We start from the raw sequence: 15,497 nt of genomic DNA, 5'->3' as shown, positions 1-15,497 counted from the left end.
TAATTGGATATTTGGAGGCATCGTCAAAATGCCAAATGCCTCAACTGGTGAAATAGCATAATTGCAACAAATGCAACAGTTACTAAAAATATCACTAAATTGTGTGATGGCAGATGTGTCATCAGTAGAATTAAAGTTTATTAATTAATTTATGAAATTAGCCTTTACTATTTGTTCCAATAATTATTTAGCACAGGCTAAAACTTTGGGAGATTCTTTGTTTGAAAAAAATCCAAATTATAAGTTTATCATTGGTTTGTGTGATGAACTATCGAATGAGATTGACTATTCTTTTTTTGGAAATATAGAGATTCTTCCTGTTTCTCAAATTAACATTTATTGTTTTGATGAAATAATAAAAAAATATGATATAATTGAACTGAATACCTCAATTAAACCCTCTTTTTTTAAGTATTTCATTAATAAGTATGAAGACTTAGAAACTATTATTTATTTTGATCCTGATATTCAGATATTTGATAATTTATTGTTATTGGAGGAACATTTGAAGGAGAATGATGTTTTGTTAACACCACATATTTTAAATCCAATAGGGGTTGATAATTTGTCTCCTTATGAAAATTTATTTTTAAATTTTGGTATCTATAATTTAGGTTTTTTGGGTTTAAATCCCAAAAGTCAAAACGCATTAAATTTACTAGATTGGTGGGAGGATAAAACATTAAAAATTGGTTTTAATAGAGTCGCTCAAGGTTTATTTGTTGACCAATTATGGCTTAATTTGGCTCCCATATTTTTCAAAAAAGTCAAGGTTCTTGAAGAATATGGTTTCAATGTTGCCCCTTGGAATTTACACGAAAGAAACACAATAGAGCTTGTTGATGATAAATGTATAATGGTAGATGGCTCTAGATTAGTGTTTTATCATTTTAGTTCTTATAATTTTACAAAGCCAGAGTTGTTTTCAAAATCATACAATAGATATAATTCAGTAATTTTATCAAAAGAAATTTATGATTTGTACACTCAATATCATAATAAATTATTACAAAACAAAATTGCTTTGTTTTCAGAAATTAAATGTATTTATATTAAAGTTGAGGAGAAGGTAGAGGCGAAGAGTTTGTTTAAAGTTATATTATATAATATTACCCCTCCACTCTTTAAAAAAATGGTAAAAAAAATTTTAAATTAATTCTTTTTTGAATAAAAAGCTCACCATAATAACAATCAATTACAACAACCTCGAAGGGTTGAAAAGAACTGTAGAGAGTGTTATGAATCAAACAATTCGAGAGTTTGAGTATGTCGTTATTGATGGTGGTTCCATCGATGGGAGTGCTGAATATTTAGAAACTCAAAGCAAGAACTTTGATTATTGGGTTAGCGAACCTGATAAAGGGATTTATAATGCAATGAACAAAGGGGTTGCAAAAGCTACTGGGGAATATTTGTTATTTTTGAATAGTGGGGATCGGTTAGTTGCGGACGATGCTGTTTTATATAAGTTAATCCCTAAATTGGTTTCTAAAGTGGTATATTATATGCCAATTTATAAAGAATATTCTAGCGAGATAATTTTAGAAAACTATCCAAATAAAATTGACAATAATTTTATCTTTAATAGGTCATTATGCCATCAAGCAATAATTTACAGTTTTAAGTGTTTTGTTGATTTTAATTTTGATGAGAAACTTAAATTTATCGCTGATTGGGAGTTTAATTATAAGGTCATAAAAAAAGGAATTAAGTTTGAAAAATTGCAAAATCCTTTGGTTATATATGATATGTTTGGGCTAACAAGCATAAAAGAAACACAAAAATTAGCTTTTGAAGAAAAGTATTTTCTGAAAATTAACCAATATTATAAAGAATATGTTTTCTATAAATATAAAAGAAAAATAGAAAGTTTATTTTTTAAAATAATTCGTAAAGTTATAAAATAAAAAATGAAAGAAAAGAAGGTCGCCATTTATTCAAACTCTTGGGATACAACTGGCGGAGGTGGTATAGTTTATGTTCTGTCAATGGCAAAAATGCTTTCCAAGAACCGATTTGATGTTACTGTTTTTTTTTACGAGACCATTCAATTAGAAGAATTGCACCGTCGTTATGAGACCAAGGGGCTGAAAGTAGCCATTCAGAAAAGAACTCCTATGCCTTTTTTCTCACAGCTCTATTTTGCCTTCAAAGAGAGAAAGGCTTTTGATATAGTAATACTACAATCTATAGTTTTTCCTAGACTAACTTTTGTAAAGAAATCCTTTGTTCTATGTGATTTTCCCACCGTAAAAATGGAGCGTTTGAGCGAAAAAATTCGTTTAAATTCCTGGAAAAATATTATTGTTAATTCAGAATATACAAAGTGTTGGTTACAAAATTACTGGAAACGTGAGGGTGCCGTTTTTTATCCACCAATTGATGTGCCAAGCACATATAATCAGGCCAGAAATTTAGATTTGGTTTGTGTTGGAAGGTTTAATAAAGGAAAGCGTTCCAAGCGCCAGGATGTTGTAATTGACGTTTTCAAGGATTTAATTGGAATGGGTTATACAGAGGTGAATTTGCATTTAATAGGGTATAACCAGGACGATGATTATGTAAGCCAATTGAAAGAATCGGCAACCGGTTTTCCTGTATTTTTTCACGAAAATTGTTCTACCGAAAAAAGGATTGTCCTTTTAAGTGAATCGGCCTTTTACATCAGTGCGTGTGGTTATGAAAACAATGAAAAGGAGGAACCTATGCTTGTGGAACATTATGGAATTTCGGTTGTGGAAGCCATGTCTCATGGATGTATTCCAGTTGTTATTGGCAAAGGGGGGCATAAAGAAACTGTGGATGATGAAATAAATGGTTATCATTGGAATACCAAGGAAGAGTTACAATTGGTTTTGATAAATTTATTGGAACACAAAGAATTGAGAATAGAAATGAGTGCAGCAGCCCATATAAAGTCTGAACAATATTCATTTAATACGTTGGAAGAAAATTTACTGCAAATATTTACTAAAAAAAATAAATACTAATTGTTTTATTAGTAGATCTAAATTATGGAAATTTAAAAAAGTAGCATATGAAAAATAAGGATTCCATCAATACAATGCCTTATTTGAAAGCATTATATAAACAAAAATTTAAATACTTTTCTTAATTTATATTCGAAAACTGAATGACATATTCCCAAAAAATATTGCTCTGTTTTGGCACGCGTCCCGAAGCCATCAAAATGGCGCCGCTATATCATGAACTACTTAACTCGACACTTCGACAAGCTCAGCGTGACGTAGTCGAAGACCAAAAAAGCAGGTTTGAGGTAAAGATATGTGTCACGGCTCAACATCGCGAAATGCTGGATCAGGTGTTGGATTTTTTTGAAATTGTTCCGGATCACGACCTTGATTTGATGCAAGCCAACCAAACCCTGAATGGATTAAGTGCCAAGATTCTCTATAAGATAGATGAAGTCTTGACGATGGAACAACCTGATTTGGTTTTGGTGCATGGTGACACGACCACTTCATCTTTGGTGGCTTTGGCAGCCTTTCATTTGGGTATAAAAGTGGGTCACGTGGAAGCGGGTTTGAGAACCTACAAAAAGCAAGCTCCATTTCCGGAAGAAATCAACCGACAAATTACCAGCCGAATTGCCGATATTCATTTCACGCCAACTCCACAAGCCACACAGCATTTGTTGAAGGAGGGAATTCCGCAAGATACTATTGTAGAAACAGGAAACACGGTTATAGATGCCTTGTTCTGGACGCTTCATAAAATAGAAAAGGAGCATTACAGTCATCCGGAAATTGAGGAGTTAAAAATGATCCTTCCAGCTGAAAAAAAAATAGTATTGGTAACGGGACATCGCCGAGAAAATATCGGAGAAGGGTTTCGGAATCTTTGTGAAGCACTGCTGAAAGTGTCAGAAAGAGAAGATGTCGTTATTGTTTATCCAGTGCATTTGAATCCCAAAGTGAAGGATGTCGTGCATGAATTGTTGTCCAATAAAAAAAACATTCAGCTCATTGCACCGGTCTCTTATCCCGCATTTGTTTGGTTGATGCAACAATCCTACTTGATCGTGACTGATTCTGGCGGTATCCAGGAAGAAGCACCTTCATTGGGAAAGCCTGTAATTGTTACTCGTACCGTTTCGGAAAGGCCAGAAGGAGTGCAGGCAGGATTCTCGACCTTGGTAGGTACTAACGCAACTAAAATAATAAATACAATTCAAGATATTTTAGACAATTTCAAAGGATTTGAAAATAGGCAAAATCCTTATGGAAATGGGGATGCCAGCAATAAAATAGTAAATTATTTGTTGAAGTAAGAAAGTCTTCGACAGGCTCAGATTGACAAATTTTGGTTTTAGAATATAATTTTGCACATTTGATTAATTAAAGTAAAATGAAAATACTCGTAGTAGTCGATTCTATTAATATTGAAGACAGTAGCGGTTCCAAAGCCAATGTAGCTCTAATCCATAATTTGGTTGAAGCTGGATTTGAGGTTCTGGTGTATCATTATACCTTGATAAACATTCAGTTAGAAGGGGTTAATTGTATTGCTATCCCTGAAATTAAATACAGTCCTTTGTATTTTTTAAGCCGCTTTCAACGGGTTTTTCAACGAAATTTTAAGATAAATCCAGCTCCGTTCTTGGAGAAGTTATTTGGATTTTCTTTTACTTTTTTCAATGATACCAACAGTATTGTAAAATCTTTGAAAAAGAGTACATTTCAACCCGATTTAGTGTTGACTTTGAGCAAAGGGGCTAGTTTTAGACCTCATTATGCCGTTTTAAAAGTACCGAAATTCCATAATGCGTGGATGGCTTATGTACATGATCCTTATCCGTTTCATTATTATCCACAACCTTATGTATGGGTAGAGTCGGGTTATGAATTTAAGGATGCTTTTTTTGTTCAAGTTTCAGAAAAAGCAAGATTTAGTGCTTTTCCAAGTCAATTATTAATGGAATGGATGGGGAGTCATTTTCCAAACTTCATCAAAACAGGCATGATTATTCCACATCAAAATGCCAAGTATGAAGTTGAAAACAATGAGTTTCCTTCCTATTTCGATAAATCGAAATTTAATCTGTTGCATGCTGGGAATCTCTTGGCGCAGCGTTCTCCTGCTGGATTGATTGAAGGATTTAAATTGTTTTTACAACAAAATTCGCAAGCTAGAATCGATGCAAAACTTTTTGTTTTAGGAAACGCTTTTGACCATACTAAAATGCTCGAAGAGTATCAAAAAAACAATCCCGAAATTTATATTCATAATGGAAATTTAGCTTTTGATCTTGTATATAATTTACAAAAAAATGTGTCTGTAAATATTATTTTAGAAGCAAAATCAGAAATTAGCCCTTTTCTTCCAGCCAAATTTCCTCATTGTGTTGAAGCCAATAAATTGATTTTGTCCTTAGCTCCATATCATAGTGAAACCAGAAGATTGTTGGGTAATGACTACCTTTATTGGTCAGAAGTGGATGATATAGAAAAAATTGCTACCTTGATTGGAAAGACGTATCAGTTGTGGAAACAGAATCCGGATAATATGCTTTTAAATAGAAGAGATTTAGAAGACTATTTGTCGACTGATTATTTGAAAAAAGTAATCGTTGGTTTAAAAATAATTAGTTAGCGATGTCAGATCCAACTTTTTCCATCCTTATCACCACCAAAAATCGCATAACCGATTTAGCTTTTACTTTGGAGAAAATCAAGTATTTGCTAAAGGAAGATGGTGTGGAATGCGTGGTTTTTGAAGATGGTTCCACCGATGGCACTTATGAGTATGTAAAAGAAAACTTTCCGGAAGTAAAACTCCTCAGCAATCCGGTTTCCAAAGGCTATATTTTTTGCAGGAACAAAATGCTGAACGAGACAAAGGCTGATTATGCCATTTCATTAGACGATGATGCTCATTTTGTTACTGAAAATACCTTAGAATTGATTCGCAGACATTTTGAAGAAAACCCTGCTTGTGGTTTACTGGCTTTGCGTATTTTTTGGGGATTGCAAGAGCCTGAAATAATATTTTCAAATGAGAGATTCCAACGAGTACAAGGTTTTGTAGGTTGTGCCCATGTCTGGCGCATGAAAGCTTGGCGTGATATTCCTCAATATCCTGAATGGTTTGTTTTTTATGGAGAAGAAAATTTTGCCTCTTATCAATTGTTTAAAAAAAAATGGGAAGTCCATTATTTCCCAGAGGTGTTGGTGCAGCATAGAGTCGATGTAAAAGGAAGACGAGTTAATGATGATTATACGATTCGTTTGCGGCGTTCTTTGCGTTCGGGTTGGTATTTATTTTTCTTGTTTTACCCATTGGAGAAAGTCCCACGAAAAATGGCCTATTCGCTTTGGATGCAGTTCAAACTGAAAGTATTCAAAGGCGATTTCAAAGCCTTGCAAGCTATCTTTTTGGCTGTGTTTGATTTGGTTTGGAATATGCCTAAAGTGTTACAAAATGCCAATCGTTTGACGATGAAAGAATATGAAGAGTATAACAAACTACCAGAAACTAAAATCTATTGGCAACCAGAAAAATAAGTGTTTTTGTTCAACATTAGATAAGAAATTTAGAATATGCTATCAAAAAAAACATCCCCTTACATCATGGCCGAAATTGGTCAGGCCCACGATGGCAGTTTAGGAATATTATATTCTTACATCGATGCCATTGCACAAACTGGCGTTGATGCTGTTAAGTTTCAAATGCACCTTGCCGAAGCCGAAAGCAGCCAGCAAGAACCTTTTAGGGTAAATTTCTCTTTAGAAGATGCCACAAGATTCGATTATTGGAAGCGAATGGGTTTTACTTTGGAGCAATGGAAAGGCGTCAAAACACATTGCGATGCTGTGGGATTGGATTTCATCTGTTCTCCTTTTAGTAATTTAGCCGTCGATTGGCTCGAAGAGATAGGAGTAGAACAATATAAAATAGGTTCTGGAGAAGTCAATAATTTCTTAATTTTAGAAAAAATTGCCCAAACTGGCAAGCCTGTAATTTTGTCTTCGGGAATGAGTTCTTATGAAGAATTAGATCAGACGGTAGCCTTTTTGAAAGAAAGAAATGTTGATTTTTCTATTTTACAATGTACCACAGCATATCCTACTCAACCTGAACAATATGGTTTGAATGTGATTCCAGAATTGCAAAAAAGATATCTTGTGCCAGTCGGTTTTTCAGATCATTCTGCAAAAATGGAAACTTGTATTGCAGCTACTGCTCTAGGGGCTGAAATACTTGAATTCCATGTGGTTTTTGATAGGCAAATGTTTGGTCCTGATTCAAAGTCGTCTTTGACTATTGCTGAAACTAAAGATTTGGTTCTTGCGGTTCGAAATATTGCTACGGCCATGTCTCATCCTATTGATAAAAAAAATACGGCTGCTTTTACAGAACTCAAGCAAATTTTTGAAAAATCATTAGCTGTCAACAAGGATTTACCTCAAAATCATCTCCTGACTTTTTATGATTTAGAATCTAAAAAGCCAAAAGGTTTTGGAATCGATGCGGCTCGTTTTCAAGAAATAATTGGAAAAACCTTAAATAAGGATTTAAAACAATGGGATTTTTTGAATGAATCTGATTTGTTATAACATGTCACGCTGAGCCTGTCGAAGCGCTTTTGTTTAGAATGATTGTTCGCTTCGTTGATAGCGTATAGCTCAAATGGTCTTCGACAGGCTCAGACTGACAGTTGTAGTTGAGGCTTAGCTCAAACGGACTTCGACAGGCTCAGTCTGACAGTTGAGGCTTAGTTCAAATGGACTTCGACAGGCTCAGTCTGACAGTTGTATGGATATTTACAATGAATAGCACTATGTCACGCAGAGCCTGTCGAAGCGCTTTTGTTTAGAATGATTTTTCGCTTCGTTGATAGGGTATAGCTCAAATGGTCTTCGACAAGCTCAGACTGACAATAGGAGTTAAGGCTTAGCTCAAACGGACTTCGACAGGCTCAGTCTGACAGTCGTAGGGATATTTACAATTAATAGCACTATGTCACGCAGAGCTTGTCGAAGCGTTTTTGTTTATAATGATTGTTCGCTTCGTTGATGGCGTATAGCTCAAATGGTCTTCGATAGGCTCAGTCTGACAATAGGAGCTAAGGTTTAGTTCAAACGGACTTCGACAGGCTCAGTCTGACAGTTGAGGCTTAGTTCAAATGGACTTCGACAGGCTCAGTCTGACAGTCGTAGGGATATTTACAATTAATAGCACTATGTCACGCAGAGCTTGTCGAAGCGCTTTTGTTTATAATGATTGTTCGCTTCGTTGATAGCATATAGTTCAAATGGTCTTCGACAGGCTCAGACTGACAGTTGTAGTTGAGGCTTAGCTCAAACGGACTTCGACAGGCTCAGACTGACAATAGGAGTTGAGGCTTAGTTCAAATGGACTTCGACAGGCTCAGACTGACAGTTGTAGTTGAGGCTTAGCTCAAACGGACTTCGACAGGCTCAGTCTGACAATGGTAGAGATATTTACAATGAATAGCACTATGTCACGCAGAGCTTGTCGAAGCGTTTTTACTGATAATCGTAAAAATAATCAAAATTGAGGATATGAAATTTTATTATGTCTATATCGTTAAGTGTTCCGATAATTCCTATTACACTGGAATGACAAACAGCATCGACAGAAGATTGTTTGAACACAATTCTGGTAAGAGTCCAGATTCCTATACTTTTATTAGAAGACCAGTTGTATTAGTATGGTTCGAATCTTTTTCTGACCCTACTCAAGCAATTTTGATAGAGAAAAAGATAAAAGGTTGGAGTAGAAGAAAAAAAGAAGCTTTAATAAATGAAGATTGGGATAAACTAGTTCAGTATTCAAAAAATTATACTGAGTATGGTGAAAATGGAGATGGGTCTTCCCTTCGATAAAAACTCAGGGCAGGCTGGCTCAGACTGACAATAGGAGTTAAGGCTTAGTTCAAATGGACTTCGACAGGCTCAGTCTGACAGTCGTAGTTGAGGCTTAGTTCAAATTGACTTCGACAAGCTCAGTCTGACAGTTGTAGTTGAGGCTTAGTTCAAATGGACTTCGACAGGCTCAGACTGACAATAGGAGTTGAGGCATAGTTCAAATGGACTTCGACAGGCTCAGACTGACAATAGGAGTTGAGGCTTAGTTCAAATGGACTTCGACAGGCTCAGACTGACAGTTGAGGCTTAGTTCAAATGGACTTCGACAAGCTCAGTCTGACAGTTGTAGGGACATTTACAATTAACAGCACTTGTCGTAACAGATTATCAAAGTACCTAGGTTAGGTAAAAATATCTTTTCCTCTTTCTTCTTTTTTATCTATATTTATCCCAAAAGTTTAATAAAATCAAAATGCCAAAAAGAAAAATAGCTGTAGTTATTACCGCACGTCCTTCTTACAGTCGCGTAAAAACAGTATTGGCTGCCATTCAAAAACACCCAGATTTGGAACTACAATTGGTTGTTGCAGCTTCGGCTTTATTGGATCGATACGGATCGGCCGTTAATTATATAGAGAAGGATGGTTTTGACATTGCAGCGAAGGTGTTTAATGTATTAGAAGGTGAAAATTTAACGGCTGCAGCCAAAACAACAGGAATTGGAATTTTGGAATTATCCACGGTTTTTGACAATTTAAAACCCGATGTAGTTGTGACCGTTGCTGATCGATTTGAAACTATGGCTACTGCTATTTCTGCATCGTATATGAATATTCCATTGGCACACATTCAAGGAGGAGAAGTTACGGGAAATATCGATGAAAAAGTACGTCATGCTATCACTAAATTGGCTGATTATCATTTTGTAGCTTCTGAGAATGCGAAAGAAAGAGTTATTAAATTAGGTGAAAATCCTGATTTTGTTTTTAATACAGGATGTCCATCCATAGATATTGCATCTGAAATTAGTAAAGTAGAGGGTTTAAGTTTTAATCCGTATCAAAAATATGGAGGGGTTGGGGCTGAACCTGATTTATCTGATGGTTATTTAGTAGTGATGCAACATCCAGTGACGAACGAATATCAAAATTCCAGAAAGCATATTGAAGAGACACTTGAAGCGGTAAAGGAATTAAATATGCCAACCTTATGGTTTTGGCCTAATGTGGATGCTGGTGCCGATGGGACTTCTACAGGAATTAGAAGTTTTAGAGAGAAAAACAAACTAGAAAAGGTTCATTTTTTTAAAAATATGGAAGGGGATGATTTTCTTGTTTTGTTACATAATGCTAAAGTATTAATAGGGAACTCAAGTGTTGGGATTCGAGAATGTGCGTATCTAGGTGTCCCAGTTATTAATATTGGTTCCCGACAAAATAAACGGGATCGTGGACATAACGTTGTGGATGTAGATTATAATAAATCCGAAATTAGTGAAGCGATTCAAACTAGTATAAAAAATGGAAAATCGAAAACTTCGGCTGTGTATGGAGGAGGGAATGCGGGTGCTATTATAGCTGATTTATTAGTGGAATTGCCCTTGCAATTTCATAAAACGATAATGTATTAAGATGAAAATTCTAGCTATAATACCAGCGCGTGGTGGTTCTAAGGGGGTTCCGGGTAAAAACACTAAGCTGTTAGGCGAGAAACCTTTAATAGCCTATTCTATTGAACAAGCTATTGCTAGTCAATCTTTTACAAAAATTATAGTCTCAACAGATGATGAAGTGATTGCTCAAATAGGTCTCGATTATGGTGCCGAAGTTCCCTTTATTAGACCCTCAGAATTAGCCAATGATGGTGCTTCCAGTATTGCCGTAGTGCAACATGCTGTAGCTTTTTTAGAGTCTGAAAATGAGTTTTATGATGCCATTTGTTTGCTGCAGCCCACATCTCCCTTTCGGGAAAAGGGTTTTATCAGCAAGGCCATTGCAAAATTTTCAACTGCTAATTCAGATGCTTTAGTTTCTGTTTTGCCAGTGCCACACGAATACAATCCGCATTGGGTTTTTGAAGCGGATGATAACGGAAGCTTGCAGATTGCCACAGGAGAAAAAGAAATCATTAAGAGAAGACAAGAATTGCCTCAAGCCTTTTTTAGAGATGGCGCTATTTATTTAACCAAAATTGAATCGATTAAAAACGGAACTTTCTATGGCGAAAAATTAAGTTATATAGAAAACAATCCTAGTTTGTATGTGAATATTGATACTATGGAGGATTGGGTACAAGCAGAACAAATAGTACCAACTATTTTATCTTTAATTTAATTTTTTTAAGCCTGTCAGAGTTCAAAACTCTGACAGGCTTAAAATACACAACACTCATATCTATGTGCGGAATAGCAGGTATTTTAGGAACGAATCTTAAAAACGGTTCAACAATCCAATTGATGCTTGAAGCTCAAAAGCATCGGGGACCAGATGCTATGCATTTTTGGAACGGTGGCAAAGTAGTTTTGGGGCATAATCGATTGAGTATATTGGATTTGTCTGAAGCCGCTAACCAGCCTATGACTAGCCATTGTGGTAATTATGTCATTGTTTTTAATGGTGAAATCTATAATTACGTTGAACTCAAAAAAGAATTAGCATCCTATTCCTTTTCCACTACTTCGGACACAGAGGTTTTGCTGGCGGCTTATATGCATTGGGATGCCAAAATGTTAGACAAACTCAATGGCATGTTTAGTTTTGCTATTTGGAATAAAAAAGAGCATACTTTTTTTGCTGCTCGCGACCGATTTGGCGTTAAGCCTTTTTATTATACTTTTTTTGAAAATCAGTTCTATTTTTCAAGTGAAATTAAAGCACTTTTTGCTGCTGGAATTCCTAAAAGTAAAAATCAAAAAGTTTGGGCCAACTATTTTACTTTTGGAACGTATGGCTTGCCAAATGAAACTTTTTTTGAAGGTGTCCAGCAATTAAAAGCAGGACATTTTGTGAAAATTAATTTTTCGGATCATGGAGATTTTAATAGGGTTCAACCTCAAATGTGGTATGATTTTCCTGAGCGAATTTTAAAAATGAAGCAACTTCCAAAAGAAGTATTAAAACAACAGTATGAAGAATTGTTGGAAGATGCTATTCAACTTCGCTTTAGAGCAGATGTCCCTTTAGGAATGAATGTTAGCGGTGGCTTGGATTCCTCTACTTTAATCAATGTAGTGCAGCGAAAGCTGCCCTCTCAAAAAAATATGGAAGCCTTTACGTTTTACTGTAATAATGCAACGTATGATGAATTGCCTTGGGTTAACGAATTGATGCGAACAACATCTTATTCTCTTCATAAAGTACTTTTAGAGTACAAAGAAATTCCAGCATTAATAGAGAAAGTAAGTTATTATCAAGAGGAGCCTTTTGGCGGTTTTCCCACCTTAGCTTATAGCTTATTATTTCAAGCGGCTAGTCAAAAAGGGATTAAAGTTATTCTTGACGGACAAGGCATGGACGAGGCTTGGGCAGGATATGATTACTACCACAATAAGAGTAATAGTGTTATTCAAGGTGTTGCATCAAGTCCTGTACGACCAGAAGTGTTGGTGTCTGAGTTTCGGGATTTGGCTATGGAAGAAGTGTATGAACGTCCTTTCGATAATGACTTACAAAACCTACAATACCGTGATTTGTTTTATACTAAAATACCGAGAGCCTTACGCTTTAATGACAGAATTAGTATGATGCACAGTACAGAATTGCGCGAACCGTTTTTAGATTATCGATTGGTAGAGCTGGCTTTTGCACAAAAAGAAGAAATGAAATTTAAAAACGGACAAACCAAATGGCTGTTGCGAGATTTGGTAAAAGACTATTTGGGTGATACGGTTGCGTTAGCTCCTAAAAGAGCTTTGCAAACACCCCAAAGAGAATGGATTGCACAAGAGTTGAAGCCGTATTTCTCTGAAAAAATAGCGCAATTCTCAAAAATGGATTTTGTAGATAAAAAGCAAGTTGACGCAATTTGGAATGATTATTTGAACGGAAACCAGGATAATAGTTTTTATCTTTGGCAATGGGTGAATTTTTCAACCCTGTCAGAGTTTTGAACTCTGACAGGGTTAAATAAAAAAGTATAATCAATGAAAAAATTAGGAATAGTTATAACTGACGGTGTAGGGTATCGCAACTTTATATTAAGTGACTTTATGACCGAAGCTAAACAGCAGTTTGATTCGGTTGTTCTTTTTTCTTGTTTGCCTAAAAGTGTTTATGACACTTTAGATTTGAATTGTACTATAGTAGAGTTAGACGTTTTTAATGAACATTTTTTTACTTGGTTTTTTCGAAAAGCCAAAGAAGTTTCTCATTTGCAATTGCATACCAAAGGAAATTTTGGGATCAACGATAATTTAAAAGCCTCAAAAACCAAAGCAAGAAATCCACGAGGATTTGCAACACGTTTTATCCATGTTTGGTCAAGAATTATTCATTCCGAAAAATGGATACAACGGTATAACCACTATCAGCAAAAGACCTTTAGCTCTCATCAAATAACAAAAAAATATAGCGCCCTTCTTCAAGAACAGGGCGTTTCAAATTTGTTTTTTACGCATCAACGACCTCCTTTTATTGCTCCTCTGATTTATGCAGCTGAACAATTGCAAATTAAGACCGGTTCTTTTATTTTTAGTTGGGATAATTTGGCCTCCAAAGGAAGAATGGCTGGTGATTTTGATTATTACTTAGTTTGGAGTGAATTAATGAAAAAAGAACTGTTGCAGTTTTATACGGCGGTACATCCTGAAAATGTAGTAGTGGTAGGTACTCCACAATTTGAACCCTACGTTCTAGATCGGTATGCTTCTGACAAAGAGGTCTTTTATGCTGCCTTTAATTTAGATAATACTAAGAAAACAGTTTGCTTTAGTTGTGGTGATATTGCTACCAGCAGAAATGATGAATTGTATATTGAGACAATAGGTAAGGCTCTACTAGAAAAAAAGATTCCAGATGTTAACCTGATCGTTCGTACTTCTCCTGCAGAAGACCCTATTCGTTTTAAAAGCATAGTCGAGCAATATCCCTTTATAAAATGGAATTATCCTAAGTGGGTTCAAAGTAGGGAAAATCATCAGGAAGCTTGGTCTCAGCGTATTCCCACAATCGCAGATGTTTGTGATTTGAGAAGTTTATTGGAATTTGCGGATATTAATATCAATATGTTGTCTACGATGAGTTTAGATTTTATGCAGTTTGATAAACCCGTTATTAATCCAGTTTTTGGGAACGGGGTAAATGGCTTGTATGATGACCAGCGTTTTTTGAATTATGCACATATTGTAAATGTCGTTAAAAGTGGTGCTACCAGAATTGCAAAAAATGATCAAGAACTTATTGATGCTATTAATTTGTATTATTTGTATCCAGAAACGGATCAATCAAACAGAAAAAAATTGATGGGACTTCAAGTTAGTAAACCCCTAGAAGGTACCAGTAAAAGAATTGTAGCCGCCTTATTCAAATGGACATGAATTCAAAAAAAATAGCGGTCCTCTGTAACTATGAACTTTTAACGGAACGGGTTGGCGGTATGGATCATTTTTTCTGGATGTTTGATGCAACATGCAAAGAAAATGGCATTCAGGTTGATTGGTTTTTCCCGAATCAATCTCTACATGGGGACTATTCTAAGCTTACTGTTTTTAGTAGTAACCATCAAAACGTAGAAAACTATTTTCTGGGATTTTGTACCCAAAACCCAAGCGATTATTCTTATGTTATTACCCATTTTATTGAATTGTGTACTCCTTTTTTTAAAAAAATAAAAAAAATTAGTACAGCTAAAATCATTGCTGTTGATCATAATCCGCGTCCCATACATGGGTATCCTTTTAAGAAAAAAATAGAAAAAAAAATCAAAGGGTTTTTGTTTTCCAAGTATATCAATCAGTTTATTGGCGTTTCTGATTATACGGTAAAAGAGTTAATCAAAGATTTTGGATTTCAAATTAAAACTAAGACTCATATTATTCATAACGGTATTGCTTTAGAGGATATTCAAGTTAGACAAAAACGAAACGCAACAAAACCTAGTTTTTTAACCGCTTCGCATTTGCGTGAATCAAAAGGAATACAAGATTTAATTCAGGCAGTTTTTATATTACCTGAGGAGATTAAAAAAGAAATAGTCATTGCTGTTTACGGTGATGGTCCTTATAAAAAAGAATTAGAGAATAAGATAGCTGGTTTGTCATTGCAAAGATGTTTTAATTTTATGGGGAGTCATTCAGATCTCAAATCTATTTATTGCGAATATGATTACTTAATTCACCCATCGTATGAAGAAACTTTTTGTTATGCTGTAGTGGAATCTTTGGCAGCAAATACGACTGTAATAACAACAAAAGAGGGTGGGAATGTTCTGGGTATAATTACCCATTTAGATAATGGTTTCTTGTATGAGGCAAAAAAAATAAAGGAATTATCGGATTTAATTATTCAAATTTGGATAGGTGAATTTAAAATTGAAAAAAATACCAGAAGCGATATCGAAAATCATTTTTCACTGGATCGAATGGTCGAAAATCATTTGGCTTTGTTGTTTACTAATAAATTTTAATTTTGCATCCTTAATTACACCAGT

Annotated in this window: 13 protein-coding genes; all 13 read left to right on the top strand. The window is 35.1% G+C overall.

Annotated elements, in window-relative coordinates; translation table 11 throughout:
* Positions 1 to 151 precede the first annotated feature (151 nt).
* On the top strand, positions 152 to 1,156 hold the full coding sequence (locus V5J73_RS11585; protein WP_338646043.1) for a hypothetical protein: 1,005 nt from the start codon (positions 152 to 154) through the stop codon (positions 1,154 to 1,156).
* A gap of 7 nt (positions 1,157 to 1,163) precedes the next feature.
* Positions 1,164 to 1,907 (top strand): glycosyltransferase family 2 protein, encoded by a 744-nt coding sequence (locus tag V5J73_RS11580; RefSeq protein ID WP_338646042.1) that lies wholly within the window; start codon positions 1,164 to 1,166, stop codon positions 1,905 to 1,907.
* Between the two features lie 3 nt (positions 1,908 to 1,910).
* Positions 1,911 to 2,990: a glycosyltransferase family 4 protein gene (locus V5J73_RS11575; protein WP_338646041.1), complete on the top strand. Its 1,080-nt coding sequence runs from the start codon at positions 1,911 to 1,913 to the stop codon at positions 2,988 to 2,990.
* Positions 2,991 to 3,133: 143 nt separating this feature from the next.
* Positions 3,134 to 4,291, top strand: a complete 1,158-nt coding sequence (gene wecB / locus V5J73_RS11570; protein WP_338646040.1) for a non-hydrolyzing UDP-N-acetylglucosamine 2-epimerase — start codon at positions 3,134 to 3,136, stop codon at positions 4,289 to 4,291.
* Between the two features lie 77 nt (positions 4,292 to 4,368).
* Complete coding sequence (locus tag V5J73_RS11565; RefSeq protein ID WP_338646038.1) at positions 4,369 to 5,613, top strand: UDP-glycosyltransferase; 1,245 nt, start codon at positions 4,369 to 4,371, stop codon at positions 5,611 to 5,613.
* A 2-nt stretch (positions 5,614 to 5,615) separates the two neighbouring features.
* Positions 5,616 to 6,524 carry a glycosyltransferase family 2 protein gene (locus V5J73_RS11560; protein ID WP_338646036.1) on the top strand — a complete coding sequence of 303 codons (909 nt, stop codon included), beginning with the start codon at positions 5,616 to 5,618 and terminating at the stop codon, positions 6,522 to 6,524.
* Between the two features lie 36 nt (positions 6,525 to 6,560).
* Entirely contained in the window at positions 6,561 to 7,577 is a 1,017-nt protein-coding gene (locus V5J73_RS11555) for an N-acetylneuraminate synthase family protein (protein WP_338646035.1), read from the top strand.
* A gap of 969 nt (positions 7,578 to 8,546) precedes the next feature.
* Positions 8,547 to 8,870, top strand: coding sequence for a GIY-YIG nuclease family protein (locus V5J73_RS11550; RefSeq protein ID WP_338646034.1), 324 nt, complete (start codon positions 8,547 to 8,549; stop codon positions 8,868 to 8,870).
* Between the two features lie 454 nt (positions 8,871 to 9,324).
* Entirely contained in the window at positions 9,325 to 10,482 is a 1,158-nt protein-coding gene (neuC, locus tag V5J73_RS11545; RefSeq protein WP_338646033.1) for a UDP-N-acetylglucosamine 2-epimerase, read from the top strand.
* A gap of 1 nt (position 10,483) precedes the next feature.
* The gene (locus V5J73_RS11540) at positions 10,484 to 11,185 is read left to right on the top strand and encodes an acylneuraminate cytidylyltransferase family protein (RefSeq protein ID WP_338646032.1); all 702 of its coding nucleotides are present in this window, start codon (positions 10,484 to 10,486) and stop codon (positions 11,183 to 11,185) included.
* Between the two features lie 62 nt (positions 11,186 to 11,247).
* Complete coding sequence (asnB, locus tag V5J73_RS11535; protein ID WP_338646031.1) at positions 11,248 to 12,960, top strand: asparagine synthase (glutamine-hydrolyzing); 1,713 nt, start codon at positions 11,248 to 11,250, stop codon at positions 12,958 to 12,960.
* A gap of 33 nt (positions 12,961 to 12,993) precedes the next feature.
* Positions 12,994 to 14,385 (top strand): hypothetical protein, encoded by a 1,392-nt coding sequence (locus V5J73_RS11530; protein ID WP_338646029.1) that lies wholly within the window; start codon positions 12,994 to 12,996, stop codon positions 14,383 to 14,385.
* On the top strand, positions 14,382 to 15,473 hold the full coding sequence (locus V5J73_RS11525) for a glycosyltransferase family 4 protein (RefSeq protein ID WP_338646027.1): 1,092 nt from the start codon (positions 14,382 to 14,384) through the stop codon (positions 15,471 to 15,473). Before V5J73_RS11530 ends, V5J73_RS11525 begins: the two co-directional genes overlap by 4 nt.
* Positions 15,474 to 15,497: the final 24 nt, after the last annotated feature.

The sequence above is a fragment of the Flavobacterium sp. KS-LB2 genome (genome assembly GCF_036895565.1).
Taxonomy (GTDB): Bacteria; Bacteroidota; Bacteroidia; order Flavobacteriales; family Flavobacteriaceae; genus Flavobacterium.
This window is presented reverse-complemented; position numbering and strand designations above follow the sequence as displayed.